Raw genomic sequence first — 20,499 nt, 5'->3', positions numbered from 1 at the left:
AAGGCGCTTTTTGTGGTTTTTATATTTTTATTTTTTTACCCCACTAGCTTACCTTCCTCCGTGCTGCGCCGGTGGTTGTGGTAATCGTAGTAATGGTCGAATAGTTGTACATTGTATATTTTACACTTATTGTGCGGTGGCGTAAAGTAAGTACATATTTTTCTAATTAACAAATGATTGCAAAAATATTTATCTGATTATTAAAAATACTTTAACCAAGCAGCCAAATTCACATAAATAGCTGCACTTTACCTCAAAAATGTTAATGCCTTACAAAGCATCATTAGGCTAAAACAATTTCTTACCTTTACCCCATTATATGCAAGGATTAGTTATAAAATCAACAGGAAGCTGGTACCAGGTACACGGATCGGACGGCGTCGATTACGATTGCAGGATTAAAGGTAAGTTTCGGATTAAAGGCATTCAGACCACTAATCCCATTGCTGTTGGCGACCAGGTAGAATTTGAAATGGAGCCCAATTCAGACAAAGGGGTGATCAACAAACTGCATGAAAGGCGCAATTACATCATCCGTAAATCGATCAATCTGTCTAAACAAGCGCAGATCATTGCTGCAAATCTGGATCAGGCATTTCTTGTAGTTACACTCGCCTCGCCCCGTACTTCTCTGGGTTTTATAGATCGTTTTTTAGCTACTGCCGAAGCTTATGATATTCCAGCTACGCTGATCTTTAATAAGCTGGACCTGTTTAATGAAGATGGCCTGGAAGTATTGGATGCTTACAAAAGTATTTATGAAAACATTGGCTACCCTTGCTATGCAGTATCGGCACTGGAAGGTACCAATATCCCATTGATCATCGAATTATTGAAAGATAAAACAACTTTATTTTCAGGGCATTCAGGCGTAGGAAAATCAAGTTTGATCAATGTTCTGTTGCCTGGACACAACATCAAAACCGGTGAAATTTCAGAGTCGAGCGATAAAGGACAGCATACCACAACTTTTGCTGAAATGCATGCCTTGCCTTTTGGCGGTTATTTAATTGATACACCGGGCATCAGGGAACTGGGAATTTTTGACATCCGGCCGGAAGAATTGGGACACTATTTCAGAGAAATGCGTGCACTCATGAATCAATGTCGTTTCAATAACTGCCGACACGTGAATGAACCTGGTTGTGCAGTAATCAAAGCCGTTGAGGAAGGCGAAATAGAGCTCAGCAGGTATGAAAGTTACCTGAGTATTTTTCATGGCAACGAAACCAGGGCCTGATCATTTTTCAGCACCTATAAACTCCCTGAAATAACCACACTCCGTTGCTGCAATTTTATAAAATGCCGTATGGCTATACTTTAATTTCATTTGCCTGAAATAAGGATTGTTATAATTTAAAGCTAAAAATCTTTTATAACTCAGGTCATAATCTCCCTGATACCAGGCTATTTTATCATAATTTAAATTGATGATCTTTTTTTGCTCACATTTGGCAAGCATAAAAGTACACTTCGCTTTGAAGTTCGAATCTTTACTTAATGTTCTGGCTTTCAGATACCACATTTTCGCGGTCTGTGCCAATTTGTAATCGAAATCATAGCTATACTTAGCTTTCTTATGGATATCATAAGATACCCAGTCATAGCTGATTAAAAACCAGGAATTACCATAATATCCAGTTTGATAAACAGCATTTGCCATTCGGTAATAATATTGTGCAGCATGCTTTTGATCCGTTTTGATCAATTTCTGTATCCGTAGCATTTCTTTTGCGAAAGTTTTCTTGTTTAGTCCAGGAGCAGCCTTACCATATTGCTTCGGATAATCGTTCACGCGCTCAATAAATGCCTGGGCATATGTTTTCTGATTTGCATTGTCGCTGTACCAGTCGCTCGGCGTCTGATAAACATAAGCTTTCGAAACGCGGTCAAAACAGCTGATTGCTTTTGCATATTGATGGGTACGCAAATAAGTAGTACCAAATAATTCATAAAAATCATCATTGCTGATTTTACTTAAATCCTTGCTTAGCCAGCTTCTAAAACTTCCAGTCGCAGGTTTGGCCTTAAGAACAGCTAAATTTCTCATCGTAGCTGGACTCAAGCTATTTTGCCAAAACACTGTGGTTTGGTAGCTCATGTTTTTCCTGAATGACTGGCCACTAATGGTGCGATACTTAAGGTCCGCTTTAAACATGGCAACCGCAGCCATGGCCGTATCCCCCATTTTCAAATATGCAGGTGCCAATACCTGCTGATAAAAATTCCGTGTTGTTGCGGTAAACCGGCGATCCGAATCTCCCCATACTTCATCGTAATAATCCTGATCCTTTGGTTGCAGTTTATTTTCAGCAAAACGTTTTTCATCGAGCCACTTTAAGGCGGGCAGCAACGTGTTTGGATTAAAAGAGCCACCTTTTTTGATTTGATTGGCTTTAATTAACAGCTCAATAATTCTATACTGATCTTTTAATTTTTCTGGTAATTGATCTGGCTTTAAAGCCGCCAGGTAATTTAAGCCCTGTACATCTTTATTCTCCATCCAGGACAAATAAGCCGCAGTTAAGGTACCCAGTTCTGGATGAGGATATTTCTTTTCGCTAGCCATCCGAAGGGCAAAATGCTTAATTTTTAGCAGGTGTTTTAAATAAACATCCTGAGTGCTGTCCTGCTTTTGCTTGTCGACGTCAAAACGGGAAAAATAACTGGCATAATAGTTCCTGGCGATATCCTTCCCTTTAATTAAGTTTTCCTCCAGCTTATTGACTTCCCTGACCAGCAAAGCTCCGTTCATCAAACTGCCGGGATCATAATGATAAACTTGTTCCAGGCTCTCCACATCAGCAGCAGGATTGCCAAACCCCTGGAGCGCAAAAACATGAGCTTTCTCCCGCTCATTTTTAGTGAACTTCAATACGCTTTCCAAAGAAGATCTACAGGCAAAGTAATTCCGATAAGCCTGTATTCTTCTCTCCGGACTGGCGGCAAAAACCCTGGAAAACAAATACGCAGCTTCCGCTGGATTTCCTGTATACCGAATAGCACCTGCATAAAGCGATAGTGCCCAACCCTGAACTGCACTTGCCGTTTTCAATGGACTGATCAATTGTTCATAGGTTGTCTTGCAGGCTTCATAATTGTGTGCATAATGCTGTAGCCTTACCGCCTGAAAGGCATAGCGAAGTTTCAAAAACTGATCCTTTTCTTTTGCAGCCAAGGCAGTAGCTTCCGTCGCTTTCCTGCCCATCATCACGCTATCACGTGCTACAGGATCCCAACTATCGTAATATGAGCGGGTAAAGGGTTCGCAGCTTTTGGCAAAAAGGAAATATTTTAAAGCAGCTTCTTGTTTGATCAATCCCAATAAAAATGAATTTTGCTTTAGCGCGACAGGCAAAGCTTCAAGTGATCTTTTTGAAAAATTAACCAGTTTGCCTTCAAAAGTACTATCGGCATCATACATGACCTTAAAAACATCATCTTTCTTCACCTGCAGATATTTTGCCCATTCCAAACTATTGATTTCAGGTTCATTTGCTACTTCTTCAGTGGCATATAAGTAAACCATTTTATTGAAAGCAAATGGCGAATAAGCATCCCCTTGTACATTATTATGAAAATAAGAAATGTAATAATCATAAGGATCCTGTTCAGGGCCACAGGCAATATTGACGGCCGTTTCAGTAAAGAAAATAATCAGGAAACTAGCGCAAAAGATTATTGATTTCTTCCAGTTCATTGAATTGATAGTTTTTAAGGAGGTGATGATCTAAATGATAAAACAACAAATTAAAAGGTTTTCCAGGCAAATGAGCAGATAAATACTGTGCAACTGATTTAATATCATTCAAATTACTTTCTTCATACCTTAGTACATCATTTTTCTGCAGCCCTAAATTTGTCTGGGTATTTCTGGATTGATATAAACCATTTTTTTGTCGCAGAAACATAGCTGTATCTATCAGGTCATTCCATTTTACCCGCTTTGAAATACCGATATATTGCTGATCTCTAAAAACAACTGTCCAGGAAAACAAGGGCAAAGCAATATCCATATCCTTCGGGTACCGGGCTAGATTCTCTCCTGCATATTTTTTAAATTCTGCCAGGTCTAAAATGGAGTTTTGATTTCCATATTGTCTCAAATTCCCCATGTTGTAACACATCAGCAAAACTTTATCTACTGGAGGAATACCACTTTTACCTTGATTTTTCAGCTGATGCAACCTAAGTGTTGAAGATAGGACCTTATCTTTGTTTACCTTACGAAGTTCTTCAAGTAATTTAAAATAGTGATCACGTGTAGTTGCTGTCCAGTCACAGTCGATTTGTAATTCCTGGTACCCCCGCTTGCCTGCCTGCAATGTTTTTGCCTTTACGAAACTGGTAATCTTTCTTGCCAACTCTTTTATTTGTGGTTCAGTACGTTCCTTTAACACATCATTGGCAATAAATACAACCGGTATCAATGCTAAAGTACCAGGTACTGAATCTGCAAAACTTATTGGTGCAACCGGAACCGGATTCTTGCTGTAATTGTTGTCAAGATCGACATCCATGATTCTTACATACAGTTTCTGACTATGAAATTGCTTTAAATAGGCATTTTCAAGTGTATCGGATTTATAGACTGTTTTCCAATAATAAAAGGATGGACTAACCACCCGCTTCTGTTTGCAGGCAGTGATTAACATTATAAACAGCAGGATATACTTGTATTTCATTAAATTTAACGCCAGAAATCAGTATTGATTTTCTTTGCTAAATTAACATTTAAACTTAAGAATATGAGAGCGGTTGTTCAGCGGGTTACGGCAGCAAGTTGTACGGTTAACGGAGACGTAACGGGAACTATCGGAATTGGTTTCCTGGTTTTACTGGGCATTGAGGATGCCGATACTGCTGAAGACTTACAATGGCTTGCAGCTAAAATTACCGCAATGCGGGTATTTGGTGATGAGCAAGGCCTGATGAATAAAGCTTTGGCTGATATTGGCGGTGACATTTTATTGATCAGCCAGTTCACTTTGTTTGCCAGCACAAAGAAAGGCAACCGCCCGGGATTTACCAGGGCGGCAAGGCCTGAAAAGGCTATTCCTTTGTATGAGGGCATGATTGAAGAACTTTCCCGACTATTGGACAAACCGGTACAAACCGGAGTTTTTGGAGCAGATATGAAAATCAGCCTGGTTAACGACGGGCCGGTAACAATCACCATCGACAGCAAAAACAAAGAATAAAAACAGTTCGGGCGTACAATGATGTTCTGGCCCGGGCCAGGTTAGGCCCTAGTTCTTCACAAGAAAGTAAATCCTTCACACCTGGTTCACACTTCCTTCACACAAAACCCACAAACAGGTACCTTTTTGTGAAGAAAGTGTGTAGAATGTGTGAACTATGTGCGGACTTGCCCTTATTGAGTAGGCACGATGACCCTAAGGTAGGCTAAACAAGCAACACCTGACAATTACACTGTATATCTTTATATTTGGAAAAGCATACATTAAACACACAAGAAATGACCATTAAAGAAGCACAAGAAACCGTAGATCAATGGATTAAAACCACTGGAATCCGTTATTTCAATGAATTGACCAATACGGCTATTTTGATGGAAGAAGTTGGAGAAGTGGCCAGAATCATGTCGCGTAAATACGGCGAACAATCTTTCAAAAAAAGTGACGAAACTGTTGATTTGGGCGACGAAATGGCCGATGTGCTATTTGTGCTCATTTGCCTCGCAAACCAGACCGGCATAGATCTGACTGCAGCTATGGAAAAAAACCTGGTTAAGAAAAGCATCCGTGATGCAGACCGGCATAAGAACAACGAGAAACTGAAATAGACTAATCTGTTTTTAAACATTGCACCGGATTGACATGTGCAGCCTTTAAGGCTTGCATGAATACGGTTAATAAAGAGATAAACAGGGCCAGTAAACCTGCAACCAGGAAATACCAGAATTGCAATTCTATCCGGTAAGCAAAAGTATTGAGCCAGTACCTGGCCAGCAAGTAACTGATGGGCAAGGCAATGACAATGGCTGTGATTACGGGCCGGGTAAAATCTCTGGACAAGGTGTAAACTACGTTCCATGCTGATGCGCCCAGCACTTTTCTGATCCCGATTTCTTTGAGCCTGCGCTCGGCCGTAAATGTAGCCAGACCAAACAAGCCCAGACAAGAAATGACAACAGCAAGTATGGCAAAATACCGGGAAAGTAGCGCTACCCTGGTTTCTGCGAGGTATTGCGCCTGGAAATCCTGATCCAGGAATTTATAATCAAAACTATAACCTGGATTATAGGTTGAATTTAAACGCTGGAGCGACTGGATCACCTCTTTTTCTTTTCCTGCATCCATGCTGACCATAATCCTGTTGGTTGTTTTTGGTGCATACAACATAAACATCGGACTTACAGACTTATGTAACGATTCAAAATTAAAGTCTTTGACTACACCTATAATCTGATAGTCTTTACCCCATAATTTAAAGAGCTTACCAACCGGATCCTTTAACTGCATGACTTTAATCCCGGCTTCATTAATGATGATCTTATCGAAATCAGCACCCAGTTGACTGGAGAAACTCCGTCCTGCTGACATTTCCATCCCCATTGTTTCGATAAAGCCGCTACTGACTTCTGCCTTTTGGAATTTGATCACCTCTTTAGGGTTTCTTCCCTCCCAACTGAAATCGCCAAATGTAGCTTTTAAATCGCCGAGAAATTCACGATCGATGCCTGCTGCATGACGAACACCTGGTATTTGTTTAATCGCATCGATTGCAAACTCAGAATTTCCTTTGAATCTACCCTCTGTTTCAAAGTACAGGACATTGTCTTTTTGATAACCGATGCTTTTGTGCTGCACATATTCGATTTGCTTGTATACAATCAGTACTGCGACAATTAGTAATACCGAAAGTGCAAACTGAAAAACGACCAATCCTTTACGGGCCCAGGAAGCTAATGGCGTAGCATTAAGCCGTCCTTTCAGTGCATTAACCGGTTTTAATCCTGAAAGGTAAAGCGCCGGATAACTGCCGGAAACCAGCCCGGTGAAAATGGCAATGCCCAGTAATATCCCGATTGCCTGGAAGTTAAAATGGAGCGTCAACTGCTTGCCGACAATGGTATTGAACTGGGGCAACAACAGTTCTACAGCAAGAAGAGAGATGAACAATGCTAAAAAAGCAAGGATCATGGATTCTGCCATGTACTGAACGATCAGAGATTCCCGCCTGGCTCCCATCACTTTCTTAATGCCCACTTCTTTTAAACGACGCGAGGCTTTGGCAGTAGACAAATTCATGAAATTGATGCAGGCAATGATCAGGATAAAAATGGCAATCAGGGAAAAGAGGTTCACATAATCGATCCTTCCCCCAGAAAGCTTTCCATTGTCATACTTGTTGTGCAGATAGCCATCGGCATATTTTCTAATGAATAGTTTTTCATTTGGCTGTCCCTTAGCCTTCATAAAATCGTAGAGCTTTTGATTGAAAAGCTCAGGATCGGCACCTTTCTTTAATAAGACGAAGGTATTTGGCCCGTAATTCCCCCATTTCGTATAATTTTCGCTAATGGAGAACAATACATCGATAGAAATTAAAAAATCAAACTGATCAGAAGAATTTGCAGGGATATCTTTAAATACCCCGGAAATTAAGACATGGTTATCTTTTGCAATCTCCGCATTTTTAAAATTTAGTTCTTTGCCCTGTACTGCCGTAGTATGAAATAATTTCATCGCCAGTCGTTCTGATATGACGATCTTATTTTTACCGTGTAATACGTCATCTGCACGACCGGAAATCAGTGGATAAGAAAATACTTTAAAAAAATTTGCGCTGGCAAATTTACCTGCGGCTTTAACAGGCGTATGGTTTTCCGCAGCGATCTTCGTATTTTCCAGCCAGTAACTGGGTGAGGTTGTCACCGCCTGATCTACTTCGGGCATTTCCCTCGCCAGCGCTTCTCCCAATACACCTACTGTTCCGTCGGTAGTAAGGACTGATGCCGCAGTTATTTGGTTTTGCATCACCTGATAAATTTCATTTTCATGAAATTTATCCATTTGAACCTCATCATTTACCCACAGGTAAATGAGTAAGGCACAGGAAAGCCCTGCTGATAGACCAATCAGGTTAATGAGGAAGGAGCTTTTATATCTGGTAAAATTCCTGTAAATCAGTAAAAGGTGATGTTTCAACATGATAAAATGGTTTCTATGTTGGTAATATCCATACCAATGCCAAGTGTGATAAAGCCGTCTGAAAGCGTTTAAAATATAAATCACACATTTGGCTGCTCGAAAACGAACAGACATTGTCCGTTTTTGAACAGCATCATTTTAAACGCTTTGGATATCGTAAACCAGTACTTTTTCCCAAAGGTGGCTACAGTTTTCAATGAAGGCCAGATGTAATGGATGGCTCTGGTATAAGCCCTGCCCTTCCAGATCATTAAAAAACATCAGCTCAGAAACATGCCAGCTGTGGTCAATTACAGGTCGCCTTTCCGTATCAGCAACAATGCCGACCTGCAGGTCTTGAACTGTTTCAATTTTTTTTAAAGTTTTAATACCCACGATAAGCTGGTCGCGATCTGTTGTGGACTCTGGATTTTTAAGCCAGAAAAACACATGATGAACGATTGGATATACTGGATTATTCTGACTCATGAAAGATTTTTTAATCAACCTAAGTTAAATAAAAAAACGGGATCCAAATGATTGGATCCCGCCGTATTTTATCAGCTAATTTTAAAGTTGTGCTTTAATTTTTGTTGCAGCCTCCGTCAGCTCTTCCTGACTAGGGCTTAGTTTTTCTTTACTAAAATTCATGTCATTTACGGCATTCATTGGAATGAGGTGAATGTGTACATGTGGTACTTCGAGGCCAATCACGGCAATACCTACTTTTTTACAAGGAAAAGCTTCTTTTAACCCTTTAGCTACAATTTTAGCAAAAAGGGTTAGTCCGAAATAACTTTCCTCATCCATATCAAAGATATAGTCGATTTCCTTTTTGGGAATCACCAGAACATGCCCCATGACCAATGGATTCACATCTAAAAATGCGAGAAAGTCATTTGTCTCTGCAACCACATGTGCAGGAATTTCTCCGCTTACAATTTTTGAAAAGATACTCGACATGGTTTTCGTTTTTATCTGCTGATATCCAATATTTCGAATTCTATTTTTCCGGCCGGAACTTCGATTTCTGTAGTATCACCTACCGATTTGCCCAATAAACCTTTTGCAATTGGTGATTTTACTGAGATTTTTCCGGTTTTAAGATCGGCCTCTGATTCTGCAACCAATTGATAAGACATGGTTGCTCCATTCTTAACATTCTTTATTTTCACAATGGATAGCGCCAGCACCTTAGTCGTATCCATTTTAGACTCATCAATTAACCTTGCAGTTGAAAGCGTGGTTTCCAATTTAGAGATTTTAGCCTCATGTAAACCCTGAGCTTCTTTAGCCGCATCGTACTCTGCGTTCTCCGAAAGATCGCCTTTATCCCTGGCCTCAGCTATTGCTTTAGAAATCAATTGCCTACCAGTAGTTTTCATATGCTGCAATTCTTCTTTTAGCCTATCTAAACCATCCTGGGTATAATATGTTACCTCTGTCATAGCGTTTTATTTTTTTATACTTCCTCTAAAAAACAAACAAGACTACATCGGCTTCTAAGCCTACATAGTCTTGCTTCAATTAAAACGAAGATAATAGGGTGTGAGGACAAAAGCAAATTTTAAGGATTATTTTACTTTACTCTACACCTTTCACATTCATTGGCAGGATATATACCGATTTACGTGCAGTGATGAATAAAATATCCTTTGTTTTACCTGCAAAGCAAACATTGCTGGGGCCTTCGGGAACCTTGATCTGTCCTTGTAAGATTCCTTCCGGACTGTATATCAAAACCGAACCTCCACCAGTTAGGTAAATGTTCCCTTTTGCATCCAGGGTCATCCCATCTGATCCCTTGTCAACGATTAGTTTTTTGTCTTCCAGAACACCATTTTTTCCAATGGCATACCGGTAAGTTTTTCCCGCGCCAATATCTGCTACATACAGGTATTTACCATCGGGCGTGCCTACAATGCCATTTGGTCTGACCATACCACTGGCTACCATAAGGGCCTGCCTGGCTCCTTTTGGCAAAAAATACACATCATTATGCTGCAAATCAGGCGAAGTTCTTTGCCAGTAATCACGTTGATAATAAGGGTCTGTAAAGTAAATATCTCCACTGGCATTTATCCAAAGATCATTCGGACCATTAAATTGCTTTCCCTCATAATCTTTAAGCAGAATTTTCACTTTAGCATTCGGACGAATGGACCAGATTTCTCCGCGTTCGTCTGCACAGACAACCAGGTTCCCTTTGCGGTCAAAATAACTCCCATTGGCACGACCTGATTTTTCCATAAATAAAGAAATCTTCCCATCGGTACCATACTTCCAGATTTTATCATTTGGCTGGTCTGTAAAAAACACATTACCTGCAGCATCAACAGAACATCCTTCCGTAAAACTAAAACCAGATGCGACCTGTTTGAGGCTATCCTGAATAAACAAGGGGCTTATGCCCGCAACCTGCGCGCCTGACAAGAAAGGGCTAAACCATAAAACAAGAAAAAAAGCAAGTCTGTATCCGTGCATAATCAAGGTTACTATTCTTTAACCAATTGAATCTGGCTAAAATTAAAACCACCAATATCAGCTAAAATCTTTAAAGTTTGCTTGCCCTGGTTAAACACAATTCCTTTTACTTCCAGAAATTGAAAGTTTTGTTCTCCACCGGTAGTGGGAATAGCCTGCGCTTTCGAGACGACCTGGCCATTGACAAGGATGCTAACCTGGCCAGTGCTTTCTGCAGCGGCAATTTTTAGTTTAATGGTGTAAGTCCCTTTTTTAAGTACGTTCACTGTGTATTGCAACCATTCACCAGCTTCTATATGGCCAACATAAAACTGGTCGCCATCCTTAAAAATATCTACCCCATCGTTTCTGTATACACGTCCGCGATTACCCGGAGTACCTTTTCCGGTTGAAACGTGATAATCCGCCGTATCTGTATCAAAATAAGCAATGCCATTACGGCCCAGATCATAGTCTACCGCATGAATCAGCGTATGCTGACCAACATCATGTTTTTTGAACGGTTTGGTTTGTACAGAAAAGGGTTGGCGGATCATCGCATCAATCACATCGCGATGCAGGATTGTATTTTCCAAACGCGCAGCAGCGGCCAATTCCATTAAGCCCTGATGTGCATCAGCTTCCTTTGGTTTGTCGCCGCCCTGATTCAGGTAATTAACTACCTGGTTATAGTTTGCGTTGGATTTGATCTCCATTGGATTATTGGACCCAATCTTCTTCAATGGCCACCAGGCCCATCCGATATTATTGGTTTCCAGTAAGCGAATGGCTTCTGTGAACCATACATTGGAATTTTCTCCGGTTTCACCTAACCAAACCGGTATGTTAAATTCTTTTCTCGCTTTCAACATATGCGCTATAGACTCCTGTGTATTGTAATTCCAATATTTATGGTAGCTCAGCACCATGTTATCATCCCATTGTGGAAGGATGCCATTGTAATTGTTTCCCCATCCGTTTCCTTCAATGATCACCATGTGTTTTTGGTCAACGGCCCTGATCGCTTTGGTAATCTCGGTCATCAGTTTTTTCAGCGGGGCGTTGACTTTTTCCTTTGTTCCGTTTTTATCATTTTTAGGATCTTCAAATCCCCAGTTGGGTTCATTAAGAATGTCATATCCCCCTATCCAGGGCTCATTTGCATACCGATCTGCTAGTTTTTTCCATAAAGCAATTGTTTTTTGCTGATTTTCAGGGCTGTCCCACAAAGATGGCTTTGAAGGATCGCGGTCTGAAATGTTCAGGTCATTACCCTGGCCACCCGGCGCAGCATGCAAGTCAAGGATCAGGTACATCTTGTTGGCCTTACACCAGGCCAGCAAAGCATCTGTCATAGCGAAACCTTTTTCCAACCAGGTATTTTGCCCTTTTACCGATTCCTTTTCTATCGGTAACGTATATAAATTATAGTGCATGGGCAGTCTAACCGAATTGAAGCCCCATGCTTTCATCGAATCGATGTCTACTTTACGGGTATGGTTGGCCAGCCAGGCCTCATAAAACTCCTGAGTTTTACGCTGGCCCACCAATTCTTCCAGCCTTTCTTTAATGCGGTATTGCTGCCCTTCTTTATTAACTTTGAGCATATAACCTTCTTGCAGCATCCAGCCGCCGAGTCCAATACCCCGCAATAGAACATTTTCACCTTTTTCATTTACAATTTTTGTGCCTTCGGCTTTTAAAAAACCTTGGGCTTTTAACCGGGACGTACTGGAAAAGAACAGGATCAAAGTGCAGCATAGGCTGAGGGTGTGGATATTTATTTTTTTAAACATAATCTGCTGGGACGTTATGGGATCAAAAATGTAGAAATGGAATGTGGTAAACTCGTTGTCTCTGCGGCTTTACCTCCCATCCACAAATAATACGGAATACTTTGGTTGCTTCGGTTCATCACGATCACGGCAAGTTTACCATCAGGATTAACAAAGGCAGTGGTAAGGAGCTTGTCGCGATTGGAAGAACTGGCTATTCTGGATGCGCCCGGACGAACGAATTTAGAGAAATGACCCAGGTAATAATAGGAATTGGTATAAATCAGGTTACCGGTTTTACTGTCTGCATGTAGCGGTGCAAAGCAGAAGTTGCCTACATGATTTGGTCCACCTTTATCGTCAAGTAACATGTTCCAATCTGTCCACGCAGTAACGCCACTGTTGAAATCATTAATTAAGGAATAACCATATCGCTCGCCGAGGTCCCACCTGGATAAACTATCCACGTTGAACTTTTCTACGCAACCTTCCGTTAGCATCAATTGCTTATCGGGAAAAGCTTCGTGCACGAGTTTAACATTGTTAAAAAGCATGTCGCTGCCTGTCCAGGTTTCATACCAGTGGTAACCGATGCCCCAAACATATTTTGCAGCTTCAGGATCTTTGAGGATGGTACTGGCGCGTTGATAGATCTGGTCGCGGTTGTGGTCCCATGCAATTAATTTTTTATCTGCCAATCCATTCTTTTGAAGCGTTGGACCTAAATGTTCTTTAATAAAATCTCTTTCTTCTTCGGCAGTAAAGATACAGGACTCCCATTTTTGGGTGGCCATCGGCTCATTTTGAACGGTAAGGCCCCATACTGGAATACCTAAGGACTCGTAGGTTTTTATAAATTTCACAAAATAATTTGCCCAGGCATCCCGATATTGAGGCAACAGCTGACCACCTTTCAACATGTCTTTATTGCTTTTCATAAATGCAGGTGGGCTCCATGGACTCACAAACAGCGGTAATTTACCCCCTGCGGCCTTAATTGCCTGTTTAATCAATGGAATTCTGAATTGCTGATCGTGTGCAACGCTGAAAGATTGAAGTGCGGCATCCCCCTCCTTGATATAAGTATAACTTCCGCTAGAAAAATCGCTGCTGTGAATGGTGGTACGGGCCAGACTATAGCCGATCCCTTTACCCTGATCATAATAAGCGTTTAGAAATTCCTGCTGACTTGCTTTATTCAGTTTGGCATAGGTTTCAGCAGTAGCGTCGGTTATGGTACCGCCAATACCCGTAACCGACTGAAATTTTTTATCGGGATCAACGAAAATACAAACCTGGGTTTCCAGGGGTTGCTTCATTTCTTTAAAACTTAATGTACCGGCTTTGGAAAGTCGCAGTTCTGATTTCGCTGCCGTAGTGTAAACCGTAGCGGTTTGTGCAAAAAGTGTGCTGCTGGTAAGTGTAGCTAGGAGTATAAAAATATTGCGCATGTTCTTGTTATTTTTTTTCACTTCTTAATAAAGATTCCAGGTAATAATAATCAGCATAGTTAATGGGCACATCAATTTCTGATTTTGCAGGTCTGTGACCTGTGCTGTGCTCCAGTATGAAGCCCTTGTTACTTCCGGGTTTTGAGGTGTATTTTTTATTTAAAGTATACAGCAGCTTGTCGGCCGTTTTACGGTAACCTTTTCCTGTTGAATAGCCATCAAGTTCGTACAATGCCGATGCCGTAATGGCTGCAGCCGAAGCGTCTCTGGATGTATTTGGTATAGCCGGGTCGTTGTAATCCCAATAAGGGACGCCATCTTCCGGTGTAGATTTGTTTGTTAAAATCAGATTGGCAATACCGTTGGCCTGTGCCAGATAGGTTTTATTGCCGGTTTCCCGGTAACACATGGTGTAGCCATACAAGGCCCATGCTTGTCCTCTTGCCCAGGCAGACGCATCACTATAGCCCTGCGCGGTAACTTTCTGGATCACTTTACCTGTCTGCACATCATAATCTACCACATGCCAGGAACTAAAATCGGGTCTGAAATGATTTTTAAGCGTTACATCAGCGTGGCTGATGGCAATTTTATAGAAACTGGAATCTCCTGTTAACTTCGTTGCTTCAAACAACAGTTCGAGATTCATCATGTTGTCGATAATTACCGGATATTTCCATTTGGCGCCATTATGATCCCAGGAGCGGATTACGCCGGCAACCGGATTAAATCTTTTGACCAGGGATTTTGCAGATTGAATGATTACATTTCGATAAGCAGTATCTCCGGTCAGTCGATAACCATTACCAAAACTGCAATACATCATAAAGCCAAGGTCATGCGTTCCGGTATTAAATTGCTCTTTTTTGACTTTCTCTGTATAGGTTCTGGCCAGTTCTTTCCATTTTTCGTTTTTGCTTTGTTCATATAAGAACCAAAGTTCACCAGCAAAAAAACCGCTGGTCCAGTCTCTGGAGTTTACCATCACCAGTTTTCCATTTTCAACGGTTCTTGGTGAGACTAAGTTTTTCTTCGCTGCCAGCGTATCTTTTTTGATTTCCTGGAGCAATACTTCAGTTTGTCTGCCAGCATCGGCAAATGCTTTAGGCACATTTATTTTTTGCGCCTTAGCCATGCCTACGCTAAGCAAGGCTGTTAAAAATAGGATTGATTTCATTTCAATTGGGTTTTTATTTGGCTATGCTTTTCCATTCCTGTCCTAACCGACTTCATACTGGTAAGCGCTTGCTAAATACGAACATTCTGGCTGTGTGTACCAGAATGTTCGTAAAGAATTGTGATTGAATGCGATTAATCTGGAATTTTATCCAGCGCCGGAACGTTACTTTCGTAACCAGTATATCCTTTATTCTGGTTAATGCGGCCATTTACGTTGAAGCGTTGTGCACTTGCAGGCACAGGCCATAAGACGTGGTAAGGAGCAATCCTGTAATTTACACCTTGCAGTGTAGGTACGTTGTTTCTGTAGAAATCATTTTTCTCGATGATTCTATCATAGAAGAAATTGTTTTCTGAGAAATTTGCCAGGGTGTAAGTTTTCCCGTTATAAGCCGCTTTACCGGTTTGTGCAAAAATATAAGCGATCCTGGTGAGTTCGGTTTTACGCGGTTCTTCCCAGTACAACTCCCTTGCACGCTCATCCAGAATTGTACCAATGGTAATTTTTGACGCATCGGTAAACAATCTGGCGTTTGCCCGCGCCCTTAAGGTATTGATATCCTGCATTGCCAAACCCAGGTCTCCTTTCCAATAATAAGCCTCTGCCCTTAGTAAAAGTGTTTCTGCAAACCTGAACACATACCAATCTGTATTGGTTCCACGTGGTGGATTCCAGTTTGGATCGTTGGCCAGTGCATTGGTTGAGTTGATGAACACTTTGTAATGTGGCCAGCCAAACCAATGTCTGATCGTATCCAGAGATCCGTTAGTGAACATCTGTTTGATGTTGCTGGCATCGTATTGAACCAAAGGCTTACCGTACAAATCCCGTTCTTCCGCTATTTTAGAAGACTTCAATGCAGGGTTGTTGTATACCAGATCAGTCATATCCATCCACATTCCTTTGGCATGACGGTAATCTGTATTGTCTGTCCAGATCTGTTTGGTGCTGTAAGAGGTTCCGCGGTACCTTCCGATCCCACGCCCGTACATCCGCGTTAATGGAATTTCGGCAGTGGCCGCATCTGTGATTGCAGTACCTCCATAAGGCGTTTTTAAGTTGGCAAAATGCCAGGCAGGCACGGTATTACGCATCAGCTGAGAACCTAAATTGGTATTGCCTTGCAGCGTTTCTCTATCGATCACCAGGAACAAAGCTTCTTTATTATTTGGCAGGGCTTTATTATCCATGCGGTGCAAATCCCAGACTACATTTTTAGTGAGGTCTCCGGCAGTACTTCCAAAACGAGCAGTCATCAGTCCATACGGGCTCCCGTTAATTACACTGCTTGCTGAAGCAATGGCATCATCAAATTTACCTAGAGCCAGATTAATTTTTGTCAACAGGTGATTAACTGCGCCCTTGGTGACTTCTCCTTTATTTACATTATCTGAAACTGAATTGCGTGCAAACTCCAGATCAGTTTTCATTTTTGCCAGAATGACCTCACGTTTTGTAGAGTAATAATCATCCTTTGGTGCATCTATATCTTTTAAATTTAAAGGTACGTCACCGAACTGGTGTACCAATCTATAATAATGATAAGCACGATAGAAATAAGCAGATCCAAGAATTGCATTCTTTTCAGCTTCATTTACATAGGTCGGCCTGTCGATATTGGTAATGACTGTATTTGCAAGCCTCACGCCACGAAACTCCTGTTCCCAGTACCATCCGATTTTATTAAAGTCATCGCTGTTTAGGTTGGCATCAGGCGTAATCCTGGATACCAGATCCTGTGCTGGTGTACTTTTATCTGTGGTTCCTTCTACAGCAACATCAGAAAAAATGGATTCAGTCAGCATCGGAGCAGAATCTCCAAAATATTCTTGTCTGACATTTGCTCCAAGACCATTCAGCGCAGCTTTTAATGCAGCCACACTACCTAGGGAAGTTTCTGGAGAATATTGTGAGAGCTGATCTGAATCAAGAAAACTTTTTTTACATCCCACCGATCCGATCAGTGCCAAAGACGCAAATACTATGATTTTTTTGTTAAATGTATTCATATGGGTTAAGATCATTATAATGAGATGTTAAGACCAAGTGTGTAAAATGTTGGCGTAGGGCCGTCATCCGGATCATTTTGAGGATCCCAGTATTTCCAGCTGGAAAATACTGCCGCATTATTGGCATTGACGTAGATTTTAGCATTTTTCACCCTTACCTTCTCTAAAATACTTTGAGGCAGGGTATAAGCCAGGGCCACATTATTTAGCCGTACAAATGAACTTTTACGAAAAACGGTAAAGCTGGTTCCACTGGTTCCTGAATTTAAACGGGCATAATCGTTGATTGGATTTGAAGGTGTCCAATAAGGCTGTATGTATGATGTCATCCGGGCAAAGCCTACACTTCCAGGCTGATTTTTTGCCTGATTGTATTGACGTTGCTGTCCCCAGTTTGAGATGAGCTGGAATGAAAAATCAAAGCTTTTGAACAGATTGAACTCATTTCTCATTGCCCAGATAAACCGAGGAGTCTTATAGCCCAGGTATTGTTTATCATTGTCATCGTACAAATAGTTTCCGTCTACATCTTCCAGTTTAAAATCACCCGCTTTAATCGCTGATTTTGAATATTTAGCAGCCTCAGTCATTTCATTTTCCTGCCAAACGCCAAGAATCTTATAATCCCAGATTACATCGATATCTTTTCCGATAAACCATCCGTTTGCAGGCTCATTGGAAGTTGAAGCCAGCCTGATGATCTTGTTTCTATTCAGAGAGAAGTTAAAACTGGTATTCCAGGTTACTTTGCCTTCTGTAATGTTGCGACTGTTCAGACTAATCTCCAGACCTTTATTGTTTACTTCGGCCAGGTTAGAATAATAATTTGAATAACCGGTAACGGTAGACAATGCTGGTCTAACCAGCAAATCAGTTGTTTTTTTGTTATACACATCAATTGATCCGTTGAGTCTGTTGTTTAGCACACCGAAATCAAGTCCTGCGTTTAGTGAGGCGGTTTCTTCCCATCTAAGATCAGGATTGCTTAAGCGGGTATTGATGCTGGCGGTATTTACCTCAGAAGCCGCTCCTGAACCATTTACGGTTTGGTATTTTCCAATGTTTAGCTGAGATAAAGCCGCGTAAGGATCAACGGTGCCGTTATCAGGATTACGGAGATCACGGTTACCATTGATACCGTAAGACAGTCTCAACTTTCCGTAGTTTAACCATTTCAATTGTTTAACAAATGACTCTTCAGTAAAAGTCCAGGCAAAAGCTGCTGCCGGAAAGGTTGCTCGTTTTGCATTGACCCCAAAAACAGAATAACCATCGCGACGGACAGATAAAGTCAGGGCATAACGTTGCATCAGGCTATAGTTTAACCTCGCCATCAAGGCATCACCGGTATAAACTTTATCTTCACTATTTACGGAAGCTTTACTTCCGCTGGCGATGTTGTGATATCCCAGAAGGTCATCAGGAACCATTCCCTGATTTGCAGCCTCGGTCCACCAGGTTTGGTATTTTTCGGCATTGGCCAATAAAGTCACATCAAAGCTATGGATATCTGCAAAAGTTTTGTTCCACTTTAACAAATTGTCAATCTGCCAGTTGTATCGGGTTTCATCTGCCCTGGTTACGATTCCACCTATGGTAGTCACATTTGGGTTTTTTGATGAACTATAGTTGAAGGTACGGTAAGAATCAAGTCCGGGACTAAAGTTCAGCTGGTAAGTGATTCCGAATGGCAATTTTGCTTTGGCATACAGACTGGCGAATAAGGTATTCTGCTTATCCATGCGATCATTGTAAGTCATGTTAAGAAATGGATTTCTTGCGTTCAATCCGTTGTCATCCGTCGGGATTCTACGTAAAGTACCATCTGCCTGATACATATCACCGTAAGGCGAAAGGTTGGTAAGTTCTGTCCAGACAGCAGGAATAGAACCTTCATCACGCGCAGCAAACTGCAGGTTCATACCTACGGTTAGGAATTTTGCTGCGGCTCCTTCCAGGTTAACTCTTGATCTGAAGGTGCTAAACTCTCCTCCTTTGATGACATTTTCATTTTTTTGGTACCCCACAGACATGTAATAACTGATTTCGTCTTTTTTGCCACTCATACTCAGGGTATGATCCTGACGGAGACCGGTTCTGAAAATCTCATCATACCAGTTTACAGTTTTACCGGCCAGGTAATTGGCTTTTTCATTGGCCGTAAGTCCAAGCCTGTTTAACCAGAGATCTACAGGATCGCCGGATTGCCCATTCAACCATTGTGTTATAGTTACGCCTTCAGGCAGGCTTCTCGGATCGTTGTACAGATATGGAGCGGTAACTCCACCACTTCTCAACACATCTCCACGCCAGTTGATGAATCCGGGCCCATCATAAGGTCTCATGTTCTGCGCAAGTGTTGCAAGACCAAAATTGGTATTGACACTTATGGTCGGCTTATCGCCTTTTCCTTTTTTAGTTGTAATTGCCACGACGCCCGTGGCTGCTTTTGCACCGAATACAGCAAGTGAACTTGCATCCTTCAGCACATCTACAGTTTCGATATCATTGGGATTGATATCTGAAAGTTGTCCGTTATAAATAATGCCATCCAATACAATCAATGGAGATGTACCTGCACTTAAAGTGGTTTTTCCACGTACCAATAAGTTTCCACCACCCTTTGCACTGGTATTCATACTTACAGAAAGGCCAGCGATATTCCCTTTAAGGATATCGGATACACTTTGGGGGTTTTCATTTTCCAGTTGTGTGGCTTTAACACTGGAAATGGCACCGGTAGCATCTTTTTTTGTACTTGTTCCGTAGCCAATTACGACCACCTCCGACAGGCCTTGTTCCGACTCTGCGAGGTTGATGTCAATTTGGTTGCGACCGTTTACGGAAACCTCCTGTGAGGTATATCCGATTGCCGAATAAATAAGAACGGCATTGGCAGGAACGCTGATGGCGTATTGGCCATCCGCCGACGTAGACGTTCCGGTTTTTGAGTTTTTAACTTTCACGGATGCACCAGGTATTGGTACGCCGAGTTTGTCTTTCACGATCCCCCTTATGTTTCTATCCTGGGCGAAGGACATTACATAAGTAGATAGAAAGATCATAATGAGCAGGGTAATTCTTCTTTTCATTTTTTTTATCTTGGTTAGAAATATAAATGGAGGGTAAAACTATCTCATAAAAACCAAACGAGCAAGATAAAAATAACATAAAACACTGTAAAACAAATAGATAGACTAAAGACCAATACGCTTCAACAACAAAGTTAAAAATGGCTTTTCGCTGATCAAGATGGGGTTAGCAGTGATTCTGCTTTTAGCTGTGATACGCTAAACAAACATGAAAAAAAATTAAAAAACAGGAACAATAAAGCTCATTTCGCCAATTATTCAGGCATTTTTTGAACTAAAACCGGATCAGGCTTAAACCTGAAAAGATGATATAGGTGGGAATTTTAGATAAAAAAAATCTTGTAGCGGTTATAAGGCTACAAGATCTGGTTGA

General features: G+C 41.3%; 15 protein-coding genes. 3 read left to right on the top strand and 12 right to left on the bottom strand.

Going from position 1 to position 20,499, the window contains the following annotated elements; all coding sequences use genetic code 11:
• The first annotated feature begins 319 nt into the window (after window positions 1-319).
• The gene (gene rsgA, locus IM797_RS10125; protein WP_194126995.1) at window positions 320-1,240 is read left to right on the top strand and encodes a ribosome small subunit-dependent GTPase A; all 921 of its coding nucleotides are present in this window, start codon (window positions 320-322) and stop codon (window positions 1,238-1,240) included.
• Here the strand turns inward: rsgA and IM797_RS10120 are convergent, their stop codons facing one another.
• Window positions 1,241-3,700, bottom strand: a complete 2,460-nt coding sequence (locus tag IM797_RS10120; protein ID WP_194126994.1) for a hypothetical protein — start codon at window positions 3,698-3,700, stop codon at window positions 1,241-1,243.
• Complete coding sequence (locus IM797_RS10115; RefSeq protein WP_194126993.1) at window positions 3,666-4,685, bottom strand: hypothetical protein; 1,020 nt, start codon at window positions 4,683-4,685, stop codon at window positions 3,666-3,668. Before IM797_RS10115 ends, IM797_RS10120 begins: the two co-directional genes overlap by 35 nt.
• A 63-nt stretch (window positions 4,686-4,748) precedes the next feature.
• On the opposite strand from IM797_RS10115, the gene dtd reads away from it, so the two are divergent.
• Together dtd and IM797_RS10105 are read left to right on the top strand one after the other, a co-directional pair.
• Window positions 4,749-5,201, top strand: coding sequence for a D-aminoacyl-tRNA deacylase (gene dtd / locus IM797_RS10110; protein WP_194126992.1), 453 nt, complete (start codon window positions 4,749-4,751; stop codon window positions 5,199-5,201).
• Between the two features lie 278 nt (window positions 5,202-5,479).
• Window positions 5,480-5,806 carry a nucleotide pyrophosphohydrolase gene (locus IM797_RS10105; protein ID WP_194126991.1) on the top strand — a complete coding sequence of 109 codons (327 nt, stop codon included), beginning with the start codon at window positions 5,480-5,482 and terminating at the stop codon, window positions 5,804-5,806.
• 1 nt (window position 5,807) lies between these two features.
• Here the strand turns inward: IM797_RS10105 and IM797_RS10100 are convergent, their stop codons facing one another.
• From IM797_RS10100 to IM797_RS10055, 10 genes are all read right to left on the bottom strand, one after another.
• Entirely contained in the window at window positions 5,808-8,177 is a 2,370-nt protein-coding gene (locus tag IM797_RS10100; protein WP_194126990.1) for an ABC transporter permease, read from the bottom strand.
• A 138-nt stretch (window positions 8,178-8,315) separates the two neighbouring features.
• Window positions 8,316-8,645 carry a Dabb family protein gene (locus IM797_RS10095; RefSeq protein WP_194126989.1) on the bottom strand — a complete coding sequence of 110 codons (330 nt, stop codon included), beginning with the start codon at window positions 8,643-8,645 and terminating at the stop codon, window positions 8,316-8,318.
• 81 nt (window positions 8,646-8,726) lie between these two features.
• Entirely contained in the window at window positions 8,727-9,119 is a 393-nt protein-coding gene (locus IM797_RS10090) for an HIT family protein (protein ID WP_194126988.1), read from the bottom strand.
• A gap of 11 nt (window positions 9,120-9,130) precedes the next feature.
• A complete protein-coding gene (greA, locus tag IM797_RS10085; protein ID WP_194126987.1) occupies window positions 9,131-9,604 on the bottom strand; it encodes a transcription elongation factor GreA in 474 nt (157 codons plus the stop codon).
• A gap of 136 nt (window positions 9,605-9,740) precedes the next feature.
• Complete coding sequence (locus tag IM797_RS10080; protein ID WP_194126986.1) at window positions 9,741-10,640, bottom strand: SMP-30/gluconolactonase/LRE family protein; 900 nt, start codon at window positions 10,638-10,640, stop codon at window positions 9,741-9,743.
• A gap of 11 nt (window positions 10,641-10,651) precedes the next feature.
• Window positions 10,652-12,415: a cellulase family glycosylhydrolase gene (locus IM797_RS10075; protein ID WP_194126985.1), complete on the bottom strand. Its 1,764-nt coding sequence runs from the start codon at window positions 12,413-12,415 to the stop codon at window positions 10,652-10,654.
• A 14-nt stretch (window positions 12,416-12,429) separates the two neighbouring features.
• On the bottom strand, window positions 12,430-13,845 hold the full coding sequence (locus tag IM797_RS10070) for a glycoside hydrolase family 30 beta sandwich domain-containing protein (protein ID WP_194126984.1): 1,416 nt from the start codon (window positions 13,843-13,845) through the stop codon (window positions 12,430-12,432).
• Window positions 13,846-13,852: 7 nt separating this feature from the next.
• Complete coding sequence (locus IM797_RS10065) at window positions 13,853-15,022, bottom strand: glycoside hydrolase family 88 protein (RefSeq protein ID WP_194126983.1); 1,170 nt, start codon at window positions 15,020-15,022, stop codon at window positions 13,853-13,855.
• Window positions 15,023-15,156: 134 nt separating this feature from the next.
• Window positions 15,157-17,034 carry a RagB/SusD family nutrient uptake outer membrane protein gene (locus IM797_RS10060; RefSeq protein WP_194126982.1) on the bottom strand — a complete coding sequence of 626 codons (1,878 nt, stop codon included), beginning with the start codon at window positions 17,032-17,034 and terminating at the stop codon, window positions 15,157-15,159.
• A gap of 14 nt (window positions 17,035-17,048) precedes the next feature.
• Complete coding sequence (locus tag IM797_RS10055; protein ID WP_194126981.1) at window positions 17,049-20,126, bottom strand: SusC/RagA family TonB-linked outer membrane protein; 3,078 nt, start codon at window positions 20,124-20,126, stop codon at window positions 17,049-17,051.
• Between the last annotated feature and the right edge of the window lie 373 nt (window positions 20,127-20,499).

The sequence above is a fragment of the Pedobacter sp. MC2016-24 genome (genome assembly GCF_015223055.1).
Classification (GTDB): domain Bacteria; phylum Bacteroidota; class Bacteroidia; order Sphingobacteriales; family Sphingobacteriaceae; genus Pedobacter.
The sequence above is the reverse complement of the archived record's forward strand: the minus strand, read 5'-3'. Positions and strand labels throughout refer to the sequence as shown.